General features: G+C 60.6%; 19 protein-coding genes. 7 read left to right on the top strand and 12 right to left on the bottom strand.

Going from position 1 to position 21,721, the window contains the following annotated elements; genetic code table 11:
- The 6 genes from VWY34_RS01010 to VWY34_RS00985 form a co-directional block, all read right to left on the bottom strand.
- Nucleotides 1-999 carry an ABC transporter ATP-binding protein gene (locus VWY34_RS01010; RefSeq protein WP_416544900.1) on the bottom strand — a complete coding sequence of 333 codons (999 nt, stop codon included), beginning with the start codon at nt 997-999 and terminating at the stop codon, nt 1-3.
- On the bottom strand, nt 996-1,994 hold the full coding sequence (locus tag VWY34_RS01005) for an ABC transporter ATP-binding protein (protein ID WP_374015656.1): 999 nt from the start codon (nt 1,992-1,994) through the stop codon (nt 996-998). Before VWY34_RS01005 ends, VWY34_RS01010 begins: the two co-directional genes overlap by 4 nt.
- Nucleotides 1,995-2,007: 13 nt before the next feature.
- Entirely contained in the window at nt 2,008-2,874 is an 867-nt protein-coding gene (locus VWY34_RS01000; protein WP_340547568.1) for an ABC transporter permease, read from the bottom strand.
- Nucleotides 2,871-3,812, bottom strand: a complete 942-nt coding sequence (locus VWY34_RS00995) for an ABC transporter permease (protein ID WP_416544898.1) — start codon at nt 3,810-3,812, stop codon at nt 2,871-2,873. Before VWY34_RS00995 ends, VWY34_RS01000 begins: the two co-directional genes overlap by 4 nt.
- A gap of 70 nt (nt 3,813-3,882) precedes the next feature.
- Nucleotides 3,883-5,469 (bottom strand): ABC transporter substrate-binding protein, encoded by a 1,587-nt coding sequence (locus VWY34_RS00990; RefSeq protein ID WP_416544897.1) that lies wholly within the window; start codon nt 5,467-5,469, stop codon nt 3,883-3,885.
- Nucleotides 5,470-5,666: 197 nt separating this feature from the next.
- Entirely contained in the window at nt 5,667-6,347 is a 681-nt protein-coding gene (locus VWY34_RS00985) for a helix-turn-helix domain-containing protein (RefSeq protein ID WP_416549206.1), read from the bottom strand.
- A 155-nt stretch (nt 6,348-6,502) separates the two neighbouring features.
- On the opposite strand from VWY34_RS00985, the gene VWY34_RS00980 reads away from it, so the two are divergent.
- From VWY34_RS00980 to VWY34_RS00965, 4 genes are all read left to right on the top strand, one after another.
- Nucleotides 6,503-7,528 carry a trans-3-hydroxy-L-proline dehydratase gene (locus tag VWY34_RS00980; RefSeq protein ID WP_416544896.1) on the top strand — a complete coding sequence of 342 codons (1,026 nt, stop codon included), beginning with the start codon at nt 6,503-6,505 and terminating at the stop codon, nt 7,526-7,528.
- Nucleotides 7,529-7,621: 93 nt separating this feature from the next.
- A complete protein-coding gene (locus VWY34_RS00975; protein WP_340547563.1) occupies nt 7,622-8,290 on the top strand; it encodes a GntR family transcriptional regulator in 669 nt (222 codons plus the stop codon).
- 140 nt (nt 8,291-8,430) lie between these two features.
- On the top strand, nt 8,431-8,871 hold the full coding sequence (locus tag VWY34_RS00970; RefSeq protein WP_416544895.1) for a hypothetical protein: 441 nt from the start codon (nt 8,431-8,433) through the stop codon (nt 8,869-8,871).
- Between the two features lie 106 nt (nt 8,872-8,977).
- Nucleotides 8,978-9,451 carry a Dps family protein gene (locus VWY34_RS00965; protein ID WP_340547561.1) on the top strand — a complete coding sequence of 158 codons (474 nt, stop codon included), beginning with the start codon at nt 8,978-8,980 and terminating at the stop codon, nt 9,449-9,451.
- A 54-nt stretch (nt 9,452-9,505) separates the two neighbouring features.
- On the opposite strand, the gene VWY34_RS00960 is transcribed toward VWY34_RS00965, so the two are convergent.
- The 3 genes from VWY34_RS00960 to VWY34_RS00950 all read right to left on the bottom strand — a co-directional run bounded on the left by VWY34_RS00960 (nt 9,506) and on the right by VWY34_RS00950 (nt 12,700).
- The gene (locus VWY34_RS00960) at nt 9,506-9,751 is read right to left on the bottom strand and encodes a DUF1289 domain-containing protein (protein ID WP_416544894.1); all 246 of its coding nucleotides are present in this window, start codon (nt 9,749-9,751) and stop codon (nt 9,506-9,508) included.
- 172 nt (nt 9,752-9,923) lie between these two features.
- A complete protein-coding gene (locus tag VWY34_RS00955; protein ID WP_416537928.1) occupies nt 9,924-11,093 on the bottom strand; it encodes a mandelate racemase/muconate lactonizing enzyme family protein in 1,170 nt (389 codons plus the stop codon).
- Entirely contained in the window at nt 11,090-12,700 is a 1,611-nt protein-coding gene (locus tag VWY34_RS00950) for a GMC family oxidoreductase (protein WP_416544893.1), read from the bottom strand. Before VWY34_RS00950 ends, VWY34_RS00955 begins: the two co-directional genes overlap by 4 nt.
- A 139-nt stretch (nt 12,701-12,839) precedes the next feature.
- Here VWY34_RS00950 and VWY34_RS00945 point away from each other — a divergent pair, with 139 nt between their 5' ends.
- Nucleotides 12,840-13,745, top strand: coding sequence for a LysR substrate-binding domain-containing protein (locus VWY34_RS00945; protein ID WP_416541802.1), 906 nt, complete (start codon nt 12,840-12,842; stop codon nt 13,743-13,745).
- A gap of 123 nt (nt 13,746-13,868) precedes the next feature.
- Entirely contained in the window at nt 13,869-15,167 is a 1,299-nt protein-coding gene (locus VWY34_RS00940) for an MFS transporter (protein ID WP_416544892.1), read from the top strand.
- Nucleotides 15,168-15,374: 207 nt separating this feature from the next.
- On the opposite strand, the gene VWY34_RS00935 is transcribed toward VWY34_RS00940, so the two are convergent.
- Both VWY34_RS00935 and VWY34_RS00930 read right to left on the bottom strand, forming a co-directional pair.
- Nucleotides 15,375-18,080, bottom strand: coding sequence for a methyl-accepting chemotaxis protein (locus VWY34_RS00935; RefSeq protein ID WP_416544891.1), 2,706 nt, complete (start codon nt 18,078-18,080; stop codon nt 15,375-15,377).
- 100 nt (nt 18,081-18,180) lie between these two features.
- A complete protein-coding gene (locus tag VWY34_RS00930; protein ID WP_416544890.1) occupies nt 18,181-19,341 on the bottom strand; it encodes an ABC transporter substrate-binding protein in 1,161 nt (386 codons plus the stop codon).
- 211 nt (nt 19,342-19,552) lie between these two features.
- On the opposite strand from VWY34_RS00930, the gene VWY34_RS00925 reads away from it, so the two are divergent.
- Nucleotides 19,553-20,599 carry a glycosyltransferase gene (locus tag VWY34_RS00925; RefSeq protein WP_416544889.1) on the top strand — a complete coding sequence of 349 codons (1,047 nt, stop codon included), beginning with the start codon at nt 19,553-19,555 and terminating at the stop codon, nt 20,597-20,599.
- Here VWY34_RS00925 and VWY34_RS00920 read toward each other — a convergent pair.
- Entirely contained in the window at nt 20,546-21,721 is a 1,176-nt protein-coding gene (locus VWY34_RS00920; protein WP_416544888.1) for a glycosyltransferase family 1 protein, read from the bottom strand. The two genes, VWY34_RS00925 and VWY34_RS00920, sit on opposite strands and share 54 nt — an antisense overlap.

Genomic DNA, 21,721 nt, shown 5'->3' with positions numbered 1-21,721 from the left:
TCATCCATTTTGATTGATCTCTTCCGCAAGATGGCAGGCGACCTCGCCACGGTCGCCAAGAGGACGCAGGTGCGGGACATCCCGCCTGCAAATTTCCGAAGCGTGGGCGCAGCGCACATGGAACGGGCACCCTGGCGGCACGTTCAGCGGCGACGGCAGCTCTCCCTCCAACCGGATCGCATCCCCTTTGTCATCGGGATCAAGCGACGGGGCCGCACTCAGCAACGCCTGTGAATACGGATGCGCCGGACTGGCAAACAGGCGCTCGCTGTCGCCGATTTCCACGATGCGGCCGAGATAGATCACTGCGACACGGTGGGAGACATGGCGCACCAGCCGCAAATCATGGGCGACAAACAGGATGGTCAGATCCAGCTGCTCCTGCAGCTCCAGCAGAAGATTCACCACCTGCGCCTGAACCGAGACATCCAGCGCCGATACCAGCTCATCGGCGATCAGCACCTCAGGCTCCACCGCCAGCGCACGGGCAATGGCAATCCGCTGACGCTGGCCACCGGAGAACTCATGCGGCAGTTTCTGCGCCGCATCTGCGGGCAGCCGCACCAAATCCAGCAGCTCCGCGACTCGTGTCGGGATCTCGTCGGAGGGGCGCATCTTATGGACCTGCAAGGCTTCGCTCAGGATCTGACCGCAGGTCATACGCGGGTTGAGCGACGAATAGGGATCCTGGAACATCATCTGCACGCGCCGGTTATAGCTGCGGTCGCTGCGCGCGCCGTCGGCGAATATATCCTGCCCATGGTGGCGAATGCTGCCACCCTGCGGCTCGTAAAGCCGGACGATGCAGCGCGCCAATGTCGATTTTCCGCACCCGGATTCTCCGACAACACCTAGGGTTTCTCCCTTCCTCAGCGCCAGGCTGACGCCGTTCAGCGCGCGTACGGCGCGACCGGGTTGCTTGCGCATCACATCAATCAGGCTGCGCGGCAGATGAAACGTCAGGCTGAGATTGTCGATCTCCATCACCGGATCAGTCATGCCACCTCTCCCTGGACCGCAGGAACCGGATTGAAACAGGCCGCGCGACGCCCGGCACTGATCGCCTCCAATGGCGGGCGCGCATTCAGGCAGGCCTCAGTCCGTGCATCGCAACGGGGCGCATAGGCACAGCCTCGGGGCAGCATCTCCAGACTAGGTGGCGTACCGGGCACAGAGTAAAGCGGCGTCCGTGGCGGCACATCCTGTGGCACCGACTGCATCAATCCGGCCGTATAGGGATGGCGCGGCGTGCGCAGCACCTGCCGCACCGCCCCCTGCTCGACGATCCGCCCAGCATACATCACCGCAACATTCTCGCAGGTCTGCGCAACGACCCCCAGATCATGAGTAACGAGGATCACGCCCATGTTCATCTCTTCAGACAGGCGCAGGATCAAATCAAGGATCTGCGCCTGAATGGTGACATCCAGCGCTGTGGTCGGTTCATCCGCCAACAAAAGCTTCGGCTGCGCCGCCAGCGCAATGGCAATCATCACCCGCTGCCGCATCCCGCCCGAAAACTGATGCGGATAATCCTGCAACCGAGAAGCAGCCGCCGGGATACCGACATGATCCAGCATCTCGACCGCCCGGTCCCGACGCGCCGCACGCGGCAGATCGGTATGTGCCTTCAGTGTCTCGGTCAGCTGCAGGCCCACGGTCAAAAGCGGGTTGAGCGACGTCATCGGCTCCTGAAAGATCATTGCAACCTCACCGCCGCGCACCTGGCGCAGCTGCCGATCCGACAGGCGGGAAATATCCCGCCCCTGCCAGCGCACCTCGCCTGTGACCTCTCCATGGCGACGGGTCAGCCCCAGGATCGACCTGAGCGTGACGCTCTTCCCCGAGCCGCTTTCGCCGACAAGCCCCAGAACCTCACCCTGTCGCACATCAAAGCTGACATCGCGGACCGCAGGCAGCATCACACCGCCGCGTCGAAACGTCGTACAGAGGTTACGGACCTCAAGTATCGGCTGGGTCTCTTTCATGCTCATACTCTCTTTCCCCTTAACCGCGAGGCCGCAACAGATCGGCCAGCCCGTCGCCGATCAGCGAGAACCCGATCCCGGTCAGCACGATGGCGATGCCCGGCATCAGACTGAGCCACCAGGCCGTGGTGATGAAATTGCGCCCTTCGGCAATCAGGACACCCCATTCAGCCTGCGGTGGCTGCGCCCCCAAACCGAGGTATCCAAGCGATGATCCCAGAAGAATGGCCAGCGACATATCGGTCATCCAGTAGACAATCACCGGGGTGATCGCATTGGGCAGCAGGTGGCGAAAGATCACGCGCCGGTCAGAATATCCCATGACAATTCCGGCCGCCGCATAGTCATTGCCCATCTGGGTGATCACCTCGGCGCGCATCAGCCGGGCATAATAGACCCAGCCCACCGCCGTGATGGCGATATACATATTGACAAGCCCCGGCCCCAGCACCGCAACAACCGCGATCACCAGGACCAGAAACGGGAAGGTAATGACGGCATCCACGACCCGGCCAAAGATCATATCGGCAATGCCGCGATAATAGCCCACCAACGCACCAACCGTGACCCCGATCAGCATGGCAAAGACCGTGGCCAGAACGGCCATCTGCATATTCACTGAATAGGCAGAGATCACCCGGCTGAGGCTGTCGCGCCCCAGCATATCGGTGCCGAAAGGATGCGCCCAGCTCGGCGGCTGCCGCACCGCGTTATAATCGATGAAATTGGGATCATATGGGGCGAAGAGCCCCGGCGCGATGGCCAGCAGCGTCGAGGCTGCGATAATCGCGACACCGATCATGAACCCCGGTTTGCGCAGCGCGATCTTCCACCGGCTCTGCTGCGGTCGCGTCGCCTCGGGCGACAGAACTGTGGCATCGGTCATGTCAGACGCATCCTCGGGTCTAGGGCGCTCTGGATCAGATCGGTCATCAGGAACACGATCGACACCAGCACTGCAAATGTCAGGGTCAGCCCCTGGATCAGCGGATAATCACGGGCAAAGATTGCCTCCAGCATCAACCGGCCAACGCCCGGCACCGCAAACACCGTTTCGGTGACCAGGGTTCCGCTCATCAGGTTGCCGATGGACAGGCCAAGCAGCGTGACTGTGGAAATCAGCGCATTGCGCAACACATGCCGCCCCAGGATCTGCCAGGCCGACAGTCCCTTGGCACGGGCAAATTCAACATATTCCGCATCCACCACCTCAACGATGGCCGACCGCAGATTCCGCATGATGATCGCAGAAGTATAAAGCGCGACTGCCACCGATGGTAAAAACAGATGGTAGAGCCGCTCGGAAAAACTGTCGCCATAGCCCCCCACCGGGAACCAGCGCAGCTGCGCAGCTAGAAATGTCAGCAAGATCAATCCGATATAAAACACCGGCATGGACAGGCCGACCTGAAAGACGGTGCGGATCACCGCATCGGGCCAGCGCCCCCGGTTCAGTGCAGCAACAAAGGCCAGCGGCCCCGCGATCAGCACCGACAATGCCACGGCATAAACCGTAAGAAACAGGGTCGTCGGCAGGCGGCTGGCGATCACATCTATCACCGGCGATCGCATCAGGATCGAGCGCCCCAGATCCCCCTGAACGGTATTGGACAGGAACTGCCAGAACTGGACCACCAGCGGCTGATTCAGTCCCAGCCGTTCGCGAATAGCGGCCAGATCTGCATCCGACGCGCGATCCCCCGCGATGGCGATTGCCGGGTCTCCGGGTAATAGGCGCACCAGAAGAAAGATGATGATCATGACCAGAAAAAAGGTCACGGTCATCAGCAACAGGCGCTTGAGAATATATTGAATAGTGGCCATTCCGGCATCCGTTCGTCTGCACCGCCAGCCCCAGGGCTGACGGCGCTTTTACATTGCAAGGCGAAACTGATCAGCGGCTGATCGACGCTTCCTCAAAGAGGTTGTTGCCCAGCGGTGTCTGCACGTAGCCGCTGACCTTCTTTGACAGGGCCACCGCAAACGGGGTCTCGTACATGAACAGCAGCGGCGCCGCCTCGGCATAGATCGACTGCATCTCGGCATATTGACCAGCACGCGCACCCGAATCCATTTCCGTTGCCGAGGCCTCAAACAGGCTGTTGAACTTCTCGTTCTCCCAACCTGTGCCAACGGCCTTCGCAGTGGGGAAGTAACCGAGCCAACCAGTGACCTGACTTGGGTCATTCACATCATTGACCCACCCATAGGTATGGATATCAAATTCACCCGACCGGTTCTTCGCGCCACGGGTGGCATTGTCGACCTGCTCCACCTTAAGCTCGATGCCCAAAGGCGCCCACATCTGCTGAAGTGCCGCAAAAATGGTGCTGTCATCCGCCGATCCGGCCAGCGTCGTAAAGGTGATCTCGGTTCCAGGCTCAAGACCGGCCTCGGCAATCAAGGCCTTTGCCTTGTCCAGATCATAGCCATAAAGCGGATCAGTCGATGTCGCCAGCTGGGTCGCCGCCGCCATCAGAGGCGAGGTCATGGGCTTGCCGGCCCCCTGCAGCACCAGCCCGATCAGGGCCTGTTTATTGGTGGCATAGTTCAGCGCCTGACGCACCCGCTCGTCCGCCAGCGGATTGGGCGATCCATCTGCCCGCGTCGGGCGGGTATTGATCGGCGAATAGATAATCCGGGTCGAGGGGAACAGATTCATTTCGATGTTCGGATCCGCCTCCAGCTCGGCCACGCGCGAGAACGGGATGAATTCCGCCGCATCCATCTCACCGGCCTGCAGCTTCAGGATACGGGTGGCATCATCGGGGATAATCTCGAAATGCACACCGTCCAGATAGGGCAGCGGTTTGCCGTCCGAGCCACTGCGCCAGTAGTGCTCATTGGCGCAGAAATCCATCGATGTGCCCTGCTCAAACCCGCAGAGATAGAAGGGGCCAGTGCCAACGCCCGCACTCTTTGCAGCAAAGATGGCGGCTGACTTCTCCTGATCCGTTGCGCCTTCGGCGGCCTCGAACGCGGCTTTGGACACGATGCCGGTGGTAAAGGTTGCCAGCATCGACAGGATCGTCGGATCCGGTGCCGAGAGGGTCAGGGTGATCTCGTTTCCACTATTGGCAACTGTATCCAATGTACCGAGGAGACCCGCCCACGGGCTCAGATCAGCATTGCGAGCACGATCCAGCGAAAACACCACGTCCTCTCCGGTCAGCGGTGTGCCATCGGAGAATTTGATCCCGTCGCGCAATGTCAGGGTCACCGTGGTGCCATCTTCAGAGACATTGTATGTCTCGGCTAGGCCAGGAACGACCGAATTTCCGTCGTCGCTGGGGCGCAGCAACGTGTCGAACAGGCTGCCAACCATCCAGATATCCGGATTGCGATCCGCATAGATCGGGTCGATCAAGGTCGATCCGTCGTAACGGGCAAAGTTCAGCACGCCGCCGCGATCCTGCGCCAGCGCCGGTACGGTCAGTGCCGTGGTCAGGGCAGCTGCGGCCGCCACCAGTTTTCTTGTCATTTGTGAGATCCTCCCAGATCGATTCTCCGTCTCATGTGGAGAAGCATAGCGCGGGTTTTAAAATTACTAAAATTATTTTTAGCAAAAGTTCTGATTGCGGTAGAAATCTCCGGTGGCTCAACTGCAGATGGACGCCGGACTTGCCGCATCAGCCCCAAGGCCGGAGGGTAGAGATATGCGCATCTGCGCCTGATCCTTCAGCGGGCAGAGCTCTTCATCGGCATGGTGCTCACCCAAAGTTCAACCGCCTCTTCGTCGCTCAGAACGATCGAATAATGCGGCTTCGAGCAGTCATGGTGAACCGTATCCCCCGGCGACATGATATGCACCGAATCCCCCAGATGATATTCAAGCTGCCCCGAGATCAGGTAGCAGAACACCTCGCCCTCATGGCACATCTTCTCCGAGACATGACCAGGTGGGCGGTGAATGATCGACGGGTAGCAGAGCGCGCCGGAAAACCCCGGCCCCAGCTTCTCATACAATCTTCCGTTGGTTCCCAGAGCGTAGGTCTGCCGGTTATCCTTATGTATATACTCTCTAAACTCTTCCTCAACACTCAACAGCTGCTCGACGCTGGTTTGCAGGGCGGCAGCGATGGACAACAGCGAGGACAGCGAGGGCGTGCTGATGCCCCGCTCAACCTGAGAAATGAATCCGGGCGTCAGTTCAGTGTCCTCGGCAACCTGCACCATTGTCATCCCCATCGCCTTGCGGCGGCGGCGGATCGCGTGTCCAAGCTGCTCGGAATTGTCCTTCTTGCGCGTTTTCTTGCTGGCGCCTGCCTTTATGGTCTCTGTCTTGCGCGTCTCTGAGGCGTCCATATCCGTATCCTGAAATTCCGGCAGCCCGACACCGCGCTGACCAAAGTGACCCATCCAATCAGCCGAACCTGTTTGGTCATGATCTGTGATGTGGGCTTCAGGAAAACATATACTAAAATTTATTGTAGTGCTACATCAGAAACAGGCGATCGATTGCCTTGACCACCTTTCAGCCCGCCCCAAGCCCGCCGGGACCGCAGGAGACCGAGATGCGCAGCACTAGGACCGTACATGTCATTTCCGCCCATGCCGAGGGCGAAGTGGGTGATGTCATCGTCGGCGGCGTGGCACCGCCGCCGGGCGCCACACTCTGGGATCAGCGCACATTCATCGCGCAGGACCAGACCCTGCGCAACTTTGTCCTCAATGAACCCCGCGGCGGCGTGTTCCGGCACGTCAATTTGCTGGTGCCCCCCAAACATCCCGACGCCGACATGGGGTTTATCATTATGGAACCGGAATACACGCCGCCGATGTCCGGATCGAATTCGATCTGCGTTGCGACCGTGCTGCTGGATGGGGGCATTCTGCCCATGCAGGAACCGGAAACGCATCTGACGCTGGAAGCGCCAGGGGGGCTGGTCAAGGTGCGCGCCGAATGCAGAAATGGCAAAGCTGAGAGGATATTTGTCCGCAATGTTCCCAGTTTTGCAGGGGCAATTGGCGTTGCCTTGGATGTCCCGGGGATCGGTACGCTCTATGTGGATACGGCCTATGGCGGCGATAGTTTTGTGGTCGTACAGGCCGCCGATCTGGATCTGACCATCTGCGACGCGGAGGCCAAGGCCCTGGCACAGATCGGAACCTGCATTCTGGATGCGGCAAATGAGCAGCTGGGTTTCAGCCATCCAGACAATCCCGACTGGTCGCATATTTCCTTCTGTGCATTTTGCGGCCCGCTGGAGCGCACCGACATCGGGTGGCGCAGTCGCTCTGCCGTGGCCATCCAGCCCGGCAAGGTGGATCGTTCACCCACCGGAACCGCAGTATCGGCCCGAATGGCCCTGATGCTGGCCAAAGGGGAAATGACCGCAGATGAGGAGTTTGAGGCAGTGTCGATCATTGGCTCCAGTTTCAAGGGCCGGATCGCCGACCAGACAACCGTCGGAGGCCAGCCCGCCATCATTCCGGAAATCAGTGGTCGTGGCTGGATCACGGGAATACATCAGCACATGCTGGACCCCGATGACCCCTGGCCCGGTGGCTACAGGCTGAGCGACACCTGGGGGGCGTGATGCCCTGCCCCTTGATCCGCGCGGCCCAGCAGGGCACACCCGAACAACAACCGCCAGATTGGCACCTACGTAACCCCGACCCATGAGGCTCCCATGGCAGCCAAGCGCGCCATCTCCCGCAGCACCCTTCCCGACGTGATCGCCGCCGATTTGCGCGAGCGTATCCTGAGTGGTGAACTTGCCGAAGGTGAACCGATCCGCCAAGAGGCACTGGCAGAGGAATACGATGTCTCGCGGATGCCGGTGCGCGAAGCTCTGAAGCGGCTCGATGCCGAGGGGCTGGTCCTTTTTGCGAATAACCGCGGGGCAACAGTCACCAAACATTCGCTGCGCGAAATCGCGGAGATTTTTGATCTGCGCATCCTGGTCGAGGTCGATCTGTTCCGTCGCTCGATCCCTGCGATGACCAGCACTGACTTCGCAAGATGCAGCCAGATCCTGGATGAAATGGACGCCTCCTATGATGCTGATGACGTGGCAACCTGGGGCGCATTGAACCACCGCTACCACTCTGCGCTCTATGCTGCTGCCGAACGTAAGCTGACCAATGAAATGCTACAGGGGCTCAGCCTTCATTCCGACCGGTTTGTGCGCATGCATCTCAGCGTGATGAAACAGCGCGAACCCGCCAAGGCCGAGCATCGCGACCTCCTCGCACTGGCGCAGGCCCGCAATGTCGAGGCCGCCTGCGACGCCCTGACCCGACATATTTCCCGCACCAAGGAAGAGCTGCTGGCGCTGGTTGCGGAGAACCGCAGCTAATACGCCCGCCGCAGGGCATACAGCGCGAATTTTACTGGCGCGCCTGTTCATCTCTTGTGAGCGCCCATAAAACCAATATATTTAGTCAGGAATTGACCGGGGTGCCCGAGTGCCCCTCTAGATAGACGGATTCATCACCCATGATGCCAGTGCAGACCTTGTCCCTGCCGCAGGTGACGACCCCTGACCGGTTGCGCAGTATCCCCCTGCTCGATGAGCAGGAATATAATGCACTCAATACGTTGCGTCTTGCGGCGATGGGCTGCCGCGCCGCTGCGCGGACCGATCTGTTCGAAGCCTGCGCGCTGCTCTGTGTCGATGGAGAGGATGCCAGACGCACCTATGTCGATACTTTTGTGAAATGCCTGCCAGAGGCAATGCCACGTCGAATCAAATGGTTTCGCCCCGGCACGGCAGAGGTCTCGTTCGACGAAGCTTGGGTGATGCGCTGCCTGTCCTGTGTATCAGCAAAGGATTATGACAGCCTCGGCTTCTTGCTGCGGTCGCAAATCGACCCGGCGCGGCGGCGCTACATCGGGTTTCTTCTGGGCCGTATTTCCGAGCAATTTCCTAAGTTTTAGAATCGTTCTAAAAACTCTTGCCATATGCCCCCGGATGGCTATGTTGTGTGTCACAGCAAGCCAGCTTCCTGCCAGCCAGCTATTTTATGGAACAATGGGGAACATGATGACACAGACCGCTGCTGCACTCTCGACCGATGCCAAAACCGCAATCGCCGATGCTCTGAACCAATCCGTGGCAGAAACCGCTGTCACCACGATGTTGGCCCAGAATTTCCACTGGAACGTCAAGGGCATGGCATTCGGCCCGCTGCATGATCTGTTCCAGAAGATCTACGAAGATCACTTTCTGGGGCAGGACGACCTTGCCGAGCGCGTACGTGCACTGGATGCCCATGCCGAGGGCACATTGGCCGGGATGCTGAAACGCTCCAAAGTTGCCGAACACGACGGCCATGCGACCGATCAGGAAATGATCCGGATCATGATGGAAGCGCAGGAAACCCTCGCCGCGACCCTTGCAGGCTGCGGTGCGCTGGCCGCCGATCATGGTGATACGCTGACCGAGGATCTGTGCATTGCGCGCGGCCAGACCCATGAAAAATTTGCCTGGTTCCTGCGCTCGCATCTGGCGGGCTGACACGACAACGGCGGTGGGTGAACAACCCAGACCGGCAAAGACATATAATCGCGGTCAGAGGATCTCCTCTGCCGCGATTTTTCGTTTTGCCAGTTTCCTGCGGTAGGCAAGGTCCCAATGTGTGTATTTTCCCAGCTGGCCCTGCTGCGCGGTCAGCATCCTGACAAACGCGCGCCTGTGGCTGTCTTTCTTCAACGCTTTGAACAGCGACTTCTGGGCCTTGGTCATCGAACAGCCGATGCAATGTCCCTCACGCTTGAATTTGCAGACATCAATGCAGGGGCTGGGAGTCTTGGGCATATCGAACCTTATGCGTTACCGGGCATCTTGGCCCACAAATGGGGCGACACGGGTCACTCTGCAACCGCAAAGACGAGTATTTTTGTCAATTTCTCGACACCCCCACTCGCGCGCCAGCTCGGTAGCGCCCTGACGCCGAACCAACCGGCCGTCAGAAGCGCACAGGGCACATCTAAATCTCGCTACAGTTATATGTCGACTTTGACAGCCACTCCGGGTTGATCTCGATGCCCCAGCCGGGCTGATCAGTGACCGTCGCCTGACCGTTGTCGATGCGGAATGGATCAGTGACAAACAGATCCCGCTGCCAGGGATAATAGTCATCGCCCTCGATAGAGAATTCCAGATAGCGCCCGGGCAGATCGACGGCGCGGAGCATATGCATCGTGAAAAGGGTGACCAGAGACAGGTTCGCGCAATGCGGCGTGCAGGGCAGCCCCGCCGCCGCACCCAGCTGCGCAACCTGCATACTTCGCGTCATCCCGCCCAGATACAGAATATCCGGCTGGATGATATCAACCGCGCGCATCTCGATCATACGACGCCAGACCTGCAAATCCCAATCCTGCTCACCGCCCGCCACATCCAGATCCAGCGTGCGGGTCACCTCCGCCGTCTGCTCCAGCATCCAATAGGGGCAGGGTTCCTCGAAATGCTCATACCCATGGTCCTGCAGGTGCTGGCCTACCTCAATGGCGCGTTTCGGGGAAAACCCGGAATTGCCATCAACCAGCAGGGAGACCTGATCTCCCAATGCTGCCCGGATCGTCGGAATGATCGTCTCCGTCCGCCCCGGCCATTCATCCCGGTCTTCGCCGCATTCGGCGCCGACCCGCACCTTGAATGCGTCAAACCCGTGGCTGTCACGCAGGGTTTTGAGCCGGTCCGCCTCGTCCAGTGGTGTGATATCGCGCCGCATCGAAGAGGCATAGGCCCGGACCGGACCCGGCGAGCCGCCCAGCAACACCGCCACTGGTTTTTCGGCCACCCGGCCGCGCCAATCCCACACCGCCGTATCAAAGCCCGCCATCGCACGCCGCAGATAGGTTCCCGGATATTTATGCTCGCGCAGCGGGATCTCGGTGATCACCGCCTCAAGTGCATCCATACCCCGGCCCAAGGCCCAGGGCGCCACCTGCCGATGAAGGATCTCGCAGGTCAGATCGCTGTTATAGGTCGAAACCTGCCCCCAACCCTGCTGGCCATCCTCCGAGGTAACCCGGACAAACCCCACCAAGGGCGTGCAGAATGTCTCGATCCGGCAAATGCGCGGCCCGATGTCCTGTTGTCCGCGATCATCCTGCAGCGGCACCGCACCCGAGGCTGAATAGGGCGTATTCATCCGGCCTCCAGAATAAGATCAGCCGCCCGATGGGCCAGCATCATAGTCGGAGCATTGGTATTGCCCGAGGTGATATTGGGAAAGACCGAGGCATCCACGACCCGCAGCCCGTCAAACCCGTGCAGCTTCAGCTTGGGGCAGAGAACGGCGGTGCTTGCATCCGCCCCCATACGGCAGGTCCCGACCGGATGAAACACCGTGCCACAGCGTTCGCGGAAATCCGACAGGATGTCGGCATCTGTCATCTGCCGCAGATCAGGCCCCATTGGAGCCTCGATCAGCCGGGTCAATGCCGATGTGCCTGTCAACCTCTGGCAGAGCAGCCCCCCTGCGATAACCTGCGCGCGGTCTTCCTCAGTCGCGAGAGAGCCGGGCTGAATCAGCGGAGGGGCAGTTGGGTCGGCGCTGCGAATGTCGATCCGGCCCCTGCTGGTCGGACGGGCGGGTTGAAAGCCGATAATGAACCCGGCAAACGGATCCGGCTGGATCACCTCACGCTTGCCGTCAGGCGTAGTGGTATAGGTCACCGGATTGAAATAGAGCTGCTGGTCAGGGCGGCCCAGATGCGGCGCGCTGCGGAAAAACCCGCCGCATTGGTTCACCGACAGCGCCAGCGGGCCCCTGCGGCGTATCGCATACTGCAGGGCGGCGTGGAGCTTTCCGCTCAAGGGCGACAACACATTGTTAAGGGTCGGCTCTGTGGCGCGAAAATAATAGTTGATCCCCAGATGGTCCTGCAAATTGCCACCAACATGGGCCTGCTCCTGAACCACCTCGATCCCGTGCCTGCTCAGCAGATCCGCAGGACCGATCCCCGATTGCTGCAGCAGACAGGGCGAGGCAACAGCCCCGGCGGACAGAATGATCTCACGCCCGGCCGATATAGTCATCAATCTGCCGCGCCGCCGCAGCTGTACCGAAACGGCACGACGACCGTCAAAAATGATCCGTTCCACAAGCGCACCGGTCATCAAGGTCACATTCATCCGCTTTAGCGCGGGTGCCAGAAATGCCCGCGCCGAATGCATCCGGCGACCAGCGCTTGTGTTGATCCGATAGACCGCCGCGCCTTCGCCACCGGGATCGTTGATATTGCCGGTACTCGGCAGGTCCAGTTCAGCCGCCGCGGCAAAGAAATGCCGGTTCGCCGGGTGTATCTGGTCCGATACATCCTGCACATGCAGCGCACCGCTTCCCTGCCGCCGCCCATCGGGCGCCACTTGGGTTTCCATCGCCTCAAAGGACTGATGCACGGTCTCCCAGTTCCAGCCCGTCGCGCCCGCGGCCTCCCAATCGTCAAAATCCTGCGGCACCCCGCGGGCATAGACCAGAGCATTGATTGCGCCCGAACCACCAACCCCCTTGCCACGCGGCCAGTATCCGCGCCGCCCCGCGAGCGTCGCCTCGGGTTCGCTTTCATATTTCCAGTTCACCGCAGGATCAAAAAACGTCTTGCCGTAGCCCAGAGGCAGCGCAATCCAGGGGGACCGCCCACGCCCGCCAGCCTCAAGGACAAGCACCTTATGGCGGCCGCAGCGGCTCAGCCGTTCCGCCAGCACACATCCCGCAGACCCTGCGCCAATAATAATGTAGTCAAATCGCGTCACTGCCTGACCGTTCGCAAAGTCTTTATCGTCAGATCGTGACAAAGCTGATCGCAAAGCGGAAACGAAAAATAGTTCGTCGCTACCTTAAAAAAATTCGCAGCATGGGTATTCTGCGCCTATGTACAGCGATCTTCCTCCGATGAATTGGCTCCGTGCCTTTGATGCCAGTGCGCGGCACGGCAGCTTCACCCTGGCGGCGGAGGAGCTGGGCCTCACACCTTCTGCGGTCAGCTATCAGGTTCGCGGGCTTGAGGCGCAGCTTGGCCACAAGCTGTTCCGCCGCGACCACAAGCTGCTCAGCCTCACACGGCTGGGACATGCCTATCTGCCCGTGGTGGCCAAGGCTTTTGCCGATATTGACGCGACCACCTGCAATCTCTTTGGCAAAGGGACCGAGCAGGAGGTGACCCTGCGCTGTCTCACGTCTCTGAACCTCCTGTGGCTGATGCCATTGCTGGGCGACTACAGAAAACAATATCCCGCCAGTCGGCTTCGGGTGTTGTCGTCATCATGGAGTGAGCTGTCGCAGGGCGAGTCGATAGATGTCGACATTCGCTATGGCGATGGCAGCTGGCGCGATGGCCCCGTCTTGCCGCTGCTCCAGAACACGGTCATTGCAGTGGCGACACCCAGCCTGCTAGGCACTTCCCCCTGCCCCGAATTGGACAGACTGCCACTGATCGAAATGACCGGCGTTGTCGACACCTGGCGCCATTTCTTTGCGCTGCACGCCCCCGGCGTTACAGTCCCCGAACCAGCCTACAAGGTCGACCAATCGCTGATTGCACTTGAACTGGCCAACCGTGGTCTGGGCGTTGCTCTGGTTGCTGATGTCTTTGCCCAGCCGTATCTTGAGCGCGGCACATTGCGCCGCGCCAGCGATATTGCCCTGTCGACCCAGCATGGCCATCATCTGGTGCTGCCCTCGGATCGAAACAGCCATCGGCCTGAGGTGAGCACGCTTGTCGACTGGCTGCAAACCCAGGCGCATCTAACTGCCGAACGTGTCGCCGCCGCGATTGCCACACCGCCTGCGGCGGGCTAGGGTCAGCGGGAAACAGACCACGCCGACAGGCCAGCCAAACCAGGCAATCCCGCGCCCTGATCACGAGAGATCTGGCGGCTGCGCCGCGCGGTAACTCCAGTCAACATATATGAATAGGTCGGAATGCTCACTGTTCTTGCAAATCGGACCTATCGTCACCTGCTGGCCGCACAGGTCATTGCGCTGCTTGGCACCGGGCTGGCGACGGTCGCGCTTGGCCTGCTGGCATGGCAGATCGCAGGGGAGGACGCCGGCGTTGTTCTCGGCACGGCCCTCGCGATCAAGATGGTGGCCTATGTCGGCCTCGCTCCAGTCGCGGCCGCCCTGGCCGATAGGCTGCCCCGGCGCACCATGCTGGTCTCGCTCGACCTGATCCGCGCTGGTGCGGCGCTCGCGCTGCCCTTTGTCACCGAGATCTGGCAGATCTATTGCCTCATTTTCCTGATGCAGGCCGCCTCTGCGGGCTTCACGCCGACGTTTCAGGCGACCATTCCCGATGTGCTGCCGGATGAGGCAGAATATACGCGCGCGCTCTCGCTGTCGCGGCTTGCCTATGATTTGGAAAGCCTGCTGTCGCCAGCACTTGCAGCTGCGCTGCTGACTGTGGTCAGTTTCCCGATGTTGTTTGCAGGTACGGTCATCGGTTTTCTGACCTCTGCCCTATTGGTGCTATCCGTGCCGGTCCCATCACCCCAGCCTGGCAAACCGCGCACGATCTGGGCCCGCACGACGCGTGGCATACGGCTCTATCTTGCGACGCCGCGACTGCGGGGCCTGCTGGCACTGAACCTTGTCGTTGCGGCGGCCTCCTCGATGGTCATCGTCAACACGGTTGTGTTGGTGAAAGGCAGCTTCGGCCTGCAGGAACCCGAGGTGGCCATTGCCCTTGCGGCCTTTGGCGGCGGGTCGATGCTGGCCGCGCTGCTGCTGCCACGGATGCTGGACCATATGCCGGACCGTCCGCCGATGCTGGCAGGCGGCGCCATCCTCACCTTCGGGCTCTTTCTCGGCCCATTGGCCAATAGCTTCCTGCTTCTGGTTGTTCTTTGGATGATACTTGGCTTTGGCTTCAGCCTGGCCCTGACGCCAACGGGGCGGTTGCTGCGACGCTCGGCTAATGCAGAAGATCGCCCGGCGCTCTTCGCCGCACAGTTTGCCCTCAGCCATGCTTGCTGGCTGGTGACCTATCCGCTGGCAGGGCAGATCGGCGCCCGCGCCGGTTTCAATACGACCTTTCTGGTGCTCGGGCTGATTGCCGCCGTCGGTCTCTTGCTCGCCGCGAAGCTATGGCGCGGAAATGCCGATATGGTGGCACATGATCACCCTGAACTGCCCGACGATCACCCGCATCTGGCCAAGCATGGCCATGGGCGACAGCACCGACATGCCGCGATTGGTGATGATCTACATCCGCGCCGCTAGGCGATGAGTCTTATTGGCTTTGCGGATCCGATCTCTACGCCCTGTAGCGCGCGCTGCCAGTATACAGGCCGGATGCGACGGCGCTCTCTTCGCGATCCTGACACGGGTCTTTAGCGGCTCCGAGAAACGTCCCCCCAAAAACCGCGACCGCAGCGGCGCAAAGGCGGCTGCGGTCACAGATGAATCGACACCTAAATCAGGATAGGCTTAGCCGGTGTTCTGCCAATCTTCCGGCTCTTCAGCCCACATGTCCTGCTCCTCCCAGCCGTCACCGGACGTGTGTTGCTCAGCGGCATCGACCACCGCCTCCGGGGTCTCGGACCCGTCTCCTGCTACGGTGAAAATCGCCACCAGCTCCGCCAGCTTAGTCGCATCCCCGCGCAGCATATGGCTGGCGGCGGTGGATTGCTCCACCATCGCCGCATTCTGCTGGGTCACCTGATCCAGCTGCGACATGCCGATATTGATCTCATGCAGCCCGGTGGACTGAGCCGTCGCGCCATCGGCGATATCGGAGACCTGCTGCGAGATCTGCCCGACCTGTGCCACGATGCCGCTCAGCGCAGTGCCAGCCTTGCCGACGAGTTCGACGCCGTAGTCGACCTTCTTCGAGCTCTCGCTGATCAATGTCTTGATTTCCCGCGCCGCCTCGGATGTGCGCTGCGACAGGCCACGCACTTCGGAGGCAACAACCGCAAACCCACGACCCGCTTCGCCAGCGCGCGCCGCTTCGACACCGGCGTTCAAAGCCAGAAGATTGGTCTGGAACGCAATGTCATCAATCACGCTGATGATCTGCGCGATATGTTTGGAGCTCTCCTCGATTTCCGTCATCGCAGAGACCGCGCTGCTGACAACGCTGCCATTCTCGATCGCTTCGCTCTTTGCGGCCTGGGTGGTGGTCTCAACCGACCGCGCGCCCTCAGCTGCGGATTTCACACTGGCTGTCAGCTCATCCAGGGCAGCGGCAGTCTCCTCCAGCGTCGCCGCCTGGCTTTCGGTCCGCCGCGACAGATCATCGGAGGCCTGGCTGATCTCATCGGCGCCATTGCGAATGGAAGAGGCAACATCCACCATATCCATCACGGTTCTGCTCAAGGTCTCAACCGTCTGATTGAAATCCGCCTGCAACTGGGCGTAGCCCTCGGTCAGTTCTTCGTTGATCCGCGCCGAAAGGTCGCCCTGTGCAAGCCGGGCCAAACCCTGACCGATCGCCGTGACGGCAGCGGTCTGCTGCGCCTGATGGATCGCGCGCTCCTCCTCGGTGGCCTTGGACAGTTCCTCTTTCTCCACCAACCCGTCACGGAACACCGTCAATGCCTGTGCAATGCGGTAGATCTCGTCGCTGGTGCGCTCAAATCCCTTGATCGGGCTCAGATCACCATCGGCGAGCCGCTCGGTGGTCCGGCTGATCGCGTTGAGCGGTCGTTGGACCAGGAAATGGGTCAGCAGCAGCGCCACCATCAGGAGCCCGCCCGCCACCATCAGCATCCGTTCGATATTGGCGCGAGCCTCGTCTACGGTCGCTGCAATGTCGGTGGCCATATAGGCAATTTCACCCCGGCTGCCGGAGCCAAGAAGCGAGGCACGGCTCGCGATCTGAAGCACCGCATTGGCGGTTGCATTGGCCGCTTTGGTCGCATCCGCATCCGCCGTGAGCGAGGCAATTCGGAAAACCGCCAGCCCCTGATCGGGTGCCGCCAGCGTGATGATCTCGTCGAGCTGCGCGGCCAGCCGTCCCTCGTCAAAAGTCTTGTAGTCTGCAAGAGCGGCAGCGGCTCGCTCCATCGGTTCGGCAGCAGCGCGGGTCTGCACCAGACCCTGCGCGGTCACGACATCCAATGCTGCGACCTGGAAATTGCTGATCCAGGTATTGATCTCAAGCAATGTGTTGAGAAAACCGACCTCATTCGCAAGCAGACCCTGAATTGCCTTCTTGCTGTCGGTGCTGGCATCGTCAGCCGCCAATGTCACCTCAAACACCATGTCATCGACGGCAGTGGCCAGTTCGGTATCGCTGGACAGGCGCGCACTCAGCACTTCCTGACGCAGGGCACTGGACTGAGCACCCGCGCGCGAAACCGCCTTCTGCAGCACCGCAGCAGCATCACGGATGGCAAAGATCGGTACGACACCAGGCGCCTCGACCTCCAGCGTGTTGATCACCTCGTTCAGACGGCCATCCGATGCCTTGGCCAGATCGGTCAGGATCGACTGCATGGCACGGTCCTTGGTATCGCCGATGGCAAGGGCGATACCGGAAATCAGGTTGATTTCCGCACGCGCCTGCAACAGCGACTGCAGGGTGGCAAATTTCACCTCGACCAGATCGGTCAAAGTCGCATCGACTGCAGACATCGTCTGCTCACCGCCTTTGGTGAGGTTCGAATAGGCCTCCTTTGCCATCTCGGCGAGCGTGACCTGCATGGCGCTGCTCATTTCCTGCAGCTCGGCCGTCATCGCGATCACTGCCGCAGCATTCTTGAAAGCAATGGTACGGGCGTCAATGGAGGCATCCAGCGCCTCCTCGACCATAACCAGATCTGGTTTGAATTCATCACGGAGCACTTCGGGCAGCTGTTCCACCGCGCTATCAAGCGCGCGAACCGCCGTTGTCACATCGCTCTTGGCAAAGTCGAGCGCATTCAGCGTATCAGCCAGCATCACCGCAACCATCGCGTCCTTGGTTCGGGCCGCAGCAGCGGTCATCTGACCGCTCAGTTCCAGTTCAGGAAGCTTTTCCCCGGACAGGACATGCACATCTCCGGCCACCTGTTCAAACGCCCGCGTCACCGCATAGCCGATGGCCCCCGAAGTACCGGCCATCGCCAGTAGGATAAGAAACATCTTGGCGCGAATACTGGACAACGGATTCCACCGCCGTGTCGCGCGTTTACGTGTCTGCTTCGTCATTATTCGCCCCATGAGTCCATTAAAACCACTCGGTTTTGCACAGAAATCCGGCAGAGGCCGGGTGATTGAGGCATCAGACATGCCTCAATCTGGCGCTTTTTCAGGATTCGCCGCCTGCCACGACAGGCTGGAAGCTGCCATCCTTGGCGATATGGGTCAGGAAGACGTCATCCATGCCCTGGTTGTCATCCGGACCAAAGCGCATGGTGACTCCGCCCAGATCCACCTCACTCAGCCCGGCGAAGGCCGCGAGATAGCTTTCACGGGTCAGCTCGGCACCTGCCTCTTCCAGAGCGTGGATGGCCAGACGACCTGTCAGATACCCTTCAAGTGTCACGAAACCCGGCTCGGCTGCGGCATCCACCGCCTTCAGTGCGGATTGGTACTGCGCCACGACTGGCAGCGAAGTGTCCCATGGGAACGGCACAACCTGGCTGATAATCACACCTTCACCGGCCTCGCCCAGTTCCTTCGCCAGCGCGTCGGACCCCACAAAGGAAATATTCACGAAGGTCGGATTGAACTTCAGCTTGCGCGCCAGTTTGATGAATTCGGCAACCGGCTTATAGGCGCCAACCATCACAACCGCATCCGGTTCGGCCTTGCGGATGGTCAGAAGCGCCTTCTTCACAGCGGTGGTATTGCGGGTATACGTGCCCTCGGCGGCGAGGGTCATGCCGCGTTTTTCCAGTGCCGCGGTAACACCAGCCAGGCCTACGCGACCAAAACCATCATCCTGATAGAGCAGCGCGATGGAACTCATGTTCAGCTCATCCACCAGATGGGCAATCCAGGCTTCGGTTTCCGCCGCATATGTGGCACGGACGTTGAAGATGTTCCCGTGGCTTGCATCGCGCAGGAAACCAGCACCGGTGAAGGGGCCGATAAACGGCATGCCAGCCTCGGTCGCGATCGGCTGCGTTGCCGATGCGGTCGGGGTGCCAACAGCGCCGATCAGGCCAATATGCTGATCATCAGCAATCACCTGTTTGACCAGCGTGGCCGATCGGTCAGGTTCATAGCTGTCATCCATGCTGTCCAGAACGATGCTGCGTCCGTGAACACCACCCGCAGCATTCGCCTCGGCAAACGCGGCTTGCAGGCCAAGCTGCATCCCCTGCCCCAGCGCCGAAGCCGGACCCTCAAGTGCGGCGACCTGTGCAAATCGAACTTCAGTCTCTGACACGCCCTGCTGAGCCAGTCCAAGCGTCGGCAGGGCCATGGCCAGTACCGCTGCGGTTGTTAGTTTTCTTAGCGACATCGTATACTCCACCTTTCAAAACACCGGCGCAGCTTGCCCTGAACCCGTTAACAAAGGCCCTCCGGGCGAAAATAACCCTGCGCAAAATATGCAAAGCATTTTAACAATCGGTCGAAACCACAGACCAAAGCGCCCAGACCATCGACCTCTTCCCGCACGACTGTTAGGGTGACAGCACCTTATTTCCGGTCAGCGCCCAGGACCTGCCATCGTGAAAATCCCTTTGTTCTTTGATGGCTATGATCTGAAAGCCTACGATGTCCCACACGGCCAAATCCTGTCGCAGCTGCGTGAGCGCCTGCGCTATGGCTATCGCCTGATGAAAGGCGCACAACCGCGAACCGGCTTCTACGTCGCCTTCACGAATCTTGCCAAAAGCCTTCGGCGTCTCGGTCACGATGTGGTGATAAATGACTTCGACTTTGCCCGCGGACATCCGGATCACCCGATCGGCCTGAGTGGATATCTGCCGCCGCTGGCCCGTTTTGGACTGAGCAACCCTGCCATTTACGGTCCCGGGCGCGTGCCGGACAGCAGCGACCTTGCAACGCTTCGCGAACAGGTGAACCTGAAAGTCGTGACCTACCCGTCAGCCTGGCCGATCCAGCTCAATCCAGCAGAGACACGCGCACAATTCGCACCGATGTTCGTGGGCATCGACACTGATGCCTGGCCTGATATGTCGGGTCACAGCAAAAGCATTGATCTGCTCTTCTACAACAAGGTCCGCTGGCATCGCGAAACCGCCCGCGAATGCGATCTGCTCCAGCCCCTGCGTGACATGCTGACCGCGCGCGGGCTCAGCTGGCGCGAACTGGACTACGGGCATCATACGCCCGCGCAGTACCGCGATCTGGTGAGCCGCAGTCGTGCGGTGCTTTTCTGCACCGAACACGAAACCCAAGGGCTCGCCTATCAGGAAGCCATGTCGGCGAACCTGCCAGTCTTTGCTTGGGATGAGGGGGTGCTGGTCGACCCCTCACAGCGGATCCTGGCACAGGGTGACGTCACCCCCAGTTCGGTGCCCTATTTCGATGACCGCTGCGGGATGCGGTTCCAGATCGACAATATGGAAGAACAGTTTGATCGCTTCTGGACGGCGCTGCCAAACTATCGCCCCCGCGATTACGTATTGGAGAACCTGTCTCTCCAGCGCGGCGGTGAGCGTTTTATGTCACTCTACGAGCCGCTCTTTGACGCGGCCTCATCTCTTCGGCCCGGTCTCGCGCCTTTGGCCCGGAACGCCGATCCCGGCTGAAGCCAGCAACGCCGTCACATCATCGGCGGTCTGACGGAACATCGTCTCGGGCAGCGCCGCGATCCGATTGCGACAGGCGGCGATCCGGTCCGGCGTCAGCTGCTGCAACAGCCCGACCAGCTCGGCGGCATCAGCACGGCGCAGGGTCCAGCCCTGCCCTGTCTCCTCAATCTTGCGGCCGGTCTGCGTCGTCGCCACGGCGATCACCGGACAGCCGTGCCAGCCGGCCTCATAAATGCGGTTCGGCAGCAGCAGATCCGAATTGCCACCGGCGCGGGCATCACCCGCCTGCCACAAATCCTGCGCCCAGACCACATCGCAGCCGCGGTAGCAGGCAGCCAGACCCTCCGGGTAGGCGTAGGCCCCGTGAAAGGTGACATTGCCGTGTCCCGCGATCCGGTCATGAAAATCAGGCAAGACATGGTCGTGGATCTTGCCGTGAATATGCACCTCGATCGTCGGCCCCATTTGCCACGCCACGCTCAGCAGCAGCTCAAAGCTCGGTCGGCAGCGTATGGCGCCGATCCAACCCAGCCGCAACGGCCCGAATGCCGCGCCATGAAAACCTCCCGCGACGGGTCGTGACATGCGGTCCGGCACGACCATCTTGTTCTCCACCAGTTGCCAGGGCCCAACAAAACCCTGTACCGGCACGAAATACCCTTCGTGGAAACCGGGCGAGGACAGCCACAGCACCTCCGCCGCCGCGATCAGCCGCCGCTCGACCCAGCGGGCGATCCGGGGTTTCAGGCCGCTGCCCTCGAACAGCGAATGGATATCCAGCACCTCATAGGCAAGCGGCGCCGCGCTGCCGCCCCGCCGCCGCAGCGCGGCGGCCAGCGCCAGCATATCGAGATTGCGCGCCACCAGCAGATCGGCCTGCTGCACCAATGGCCGCAGCCGCGGGTCACGCAACGCAGTGGAGAGCGCCAGACGCCCCCGGCGCAACAGCCCGTGTTGACCAATCTCGCCCAGATCAATGTTCTGCCAGCTCACCTGCGGCAACGGCCCCTTGCGCGAGGACACCGAGATCACCTCATGCCCAAGCGCCTGAAAAGACTCCAGCCGTCTCAGCTGGGCCACGTCAGTCAGATCGGAGGCAAAACAGAGCAACTGCGCCAT

Source organism: Phaeobacter sp. JH20_02, from assembly GCF_048056915.1.
Classification (GTDB): domain Bacteria; phylum Pseudomonadota; class Alphaproteobacteria; order Rhodobacterales; family Rhodobacteraceae; genus Phaeobacter; species Phaeobacter bryozoorum.
Note: the sequence above shows the minus strand (reverse complement) of the source record. Positions and strands in the feature narration are given on the sequence as shown.